General features: G+C 77.2%; 3 protein-coding genes. 2 read left to right on the top strand and 1 reads right to left on the bottom strand.

Going from position 1 to position 2,323, the window contains the following annotated elements; genetic code table 11:
• The coding region (locus tag AC51EU_RS29660; protein ID WP_496270183.1) for an MBL fold metallo-hydrolase at positions 1-417 on the top strand (417 nt) is incomplete at its 5' end.
• A complete protein-coding gene (locus tag AC51EU_RS29665) occupies positions 414-1,049 on the top strand; it encodes a DedA family protein (protein ID WP_496270184.1) in 636 nt (211 codons plus the stop codon). The genes AC51EU_RS29660 and AC51EU_RS29665, both read left to right, overlap by 4 nt.
• A gap of 46 nt (positions 1,050-1,095) precedes the next feature.
• On the opposite strand, the gene AC51EU_RS29670 is transcribed toward AC51EU_RS29665, so the two are convergent.
• Positions 1,096-2,223 carry an MBL fold metallo-hydrolase gene (locus AC51EU_RS29670; RefSeq protein WP_496270185.1) on the bottom strand — a complete coding sequence of 376 codons (1,128 nt, stop codon included), beginning with the start codon at positions 2,221-2,223 and terminating at the stop codon, positions 1,096-1,098.
• Positions 2,224-2,323 lie beyond the last annotated feature (100 nt).

Genomic DNA, 2,323 nt, shown 5'->3' on the forward strand with positions numbered 1-2,323 from the left:
GTGCACGACGGACGGCGGCTGCCGTTCGGGCCGCAGCGGGCGCCCGCGCTCGGCTATGTGGTCAGCGGCGCGGCCCGGACGTACTTCGCGGGCGACACCGCGCTGTTCGACGCGATGGCGGACACCGTCGGGGCCTGCGACGTGGCGGTGCTGCCGGTGGGCGGCTGGGGCCCGTACCTGGGGCCGGGGCATCTGGACGCCCGCGGGGCGGCGGAGGCGGTGGCGCGGCTCTCCCCGGGCTGCGCGGTGCCCGTGCACTACGGGACGTACTGGCCGATCGGGCTCGACGCGGTACGGCCGCACGAGTTCCACTCCCCCGGCCAGGAGTTCGAGCGGTTGGCCGCGCTGCGGGCGCCCGGGGTGGCGGTGCACCGGCTCGGGCACGGGGAGTCGGTACGGCGGGCGGTGGCGCGGTGACGCTGCTCGCGGCGCTGGCGCAGGGCGCGCCGTCCGAGGCGGCGCAGCAGGCGGTGGGGTATCCCTCGCTGTTCCTGCTGGTGGCGGTCGGGGCACTGGTGCCGGTGGTGCCGACGGGAGCGGTGGTCAGCTCGGCCGCCGCGGTGGCCTTCCACCACACCTCGCCCCTCGCCCTGCTGTTCGTGTTCGTCGTGGCGTCGTGCGGGGCCTTCCTCGGGGACCTCGGGCTGTACTGGCTCGGCAGCCGCGGCATCCACGCGCCCCACGGCGCGCGGTGGCTGGAGCGGTTGCGCGCCCGTTCCTCGCCGGAGCGGCTGGCGCGGGCGCGCGGCGGGCTGCGGGACAACGGTGCGCTGGTGCTGGTGCTCTCGCGGCTGGTGCCGGGCGGGCGGATACCGGTGATGGTGGCGTGTCTGCTGGCGGCGATGCCGCTGCGCCGGTTCGCCCGCGGTGATCTGCCCGCGTGCCTGGCGTGGACCGCGACGTACCAGCTGATCGGGGTGCTGGGCGGTTCGCTGTTCGGCGAGCCGTGGCAGGGGGCGCTGGCGGCGGCGGGCCTGACGCTGCTGGTGGGCGCCGTGCCCGCGGTGTGGCGGCGGCTGCGGGGCCGGGGCGCGGACGCCGGGGTGTGACCGGCCCGGGGCCGGTGACGGTCGTCCGGCCCCGGGCGGTGCCGGGTCAGCGGAGCGGCAGGACGCGGGAGGCGCCGACGGGCAGGTCCCACAGGTCCGTACGGGGCCGGCCGGTGGCGGCCCAGGCGGCACGGACGCGGTGCAGCGGCTCCAGCGGCGGTTCCCCGGAGAGCAGGAACGTCGCCCAGTGCATGGGGGCCAGGGCCCGCGCCCCGAGGTCCTCGCAGGCGCGTACCGCCTCCTCCGGGTCGGTGTGCACGGGGCGCAGCATCCAGCGGGGGTCGTAGGCGCCGATGGGCAGCAGTGCCAGGTCGATGCCCGGGTAGCGGCGGCCGATCTCCTCGAACCAGTGGCCGTACCCGGTGTCCCCCGCGAAGTAGACGCGCCGCCCGTCGGGCGCGGTGAACAGCCAGCCGCCCCACAGGGAGCGGCAGGTGTCGGTGAGGGTCCGTTTGCTCCAGTGGTGGGCCGGTACGAAGTCGAACCGCACCGGGCCCTCGGGGGTGGGCAGTTCGACCCCCTCCCACCAGTCGAGGTCGGTGACATGGGTGAAGCCGCGGCGGCGGGCCCAGGGGGCCAGTCCGGCGGGGACGAGCAGCGGGGTGGCGCGCGGCAGGCGTTTGAGGGTGGCGGCGTCGAGGTGGTCGTAGTGGTTGTGGCTGATGACGACCGCGTCGACGGTCGGCAGGTCCTCCCAGCGGATACCGACGGGGGTGACCCGGGCCGGGGTGCCGAGGATTCTGCGGGACCAGACGGGGTCGGTGAGGACGGTCAGGCCGGCGAGGCGCAGCACCCAGCTGGCGTGCCCGGCCCAGGTGACGGCGACGGACGTGGGGTCGGCGGGCGGCAGCGGTCCGGGGGCGAAGGGCAGGTCCTGGATCTGGCAGAGGGTCTCGGGGGCCGGGCGCAGCTTGCCGTCCTTGGCGATACGGGCGAGGGCGCGGACGCCGGGCAGCGGGGCGGTCAGCCGGTCGGTGAAGTCCCGGGGCCAGCGGCGGGGCTGGTTGAGGGGGCGGGGTTCGGTGAGCGGCGGGGGGCCGAGGGGGCCGGTGGGGCGCGGTCCGGTGTCCGGGCCGGTCGCCACGGCGGACAGCGCGGTGGTCTCCGGCCCGGTGCTCCCGCCGGACGGCTGTGCGTGCGGCCCGGTCAGGGAGCGCTCGGTCTGTTCGGTCATCGGCGGGCTCCATTCGGTGAGCGGCGTGTCCCCGCACGGTGCGGCGGGCGGGAACGCGGTCCTGCGGGGCGGACGGTGACGGGGTGCCGGGCGGTGGCGG

It is taken from the genome of Candidatus Streptomyces philanthi (assembly GCF_059553635.1).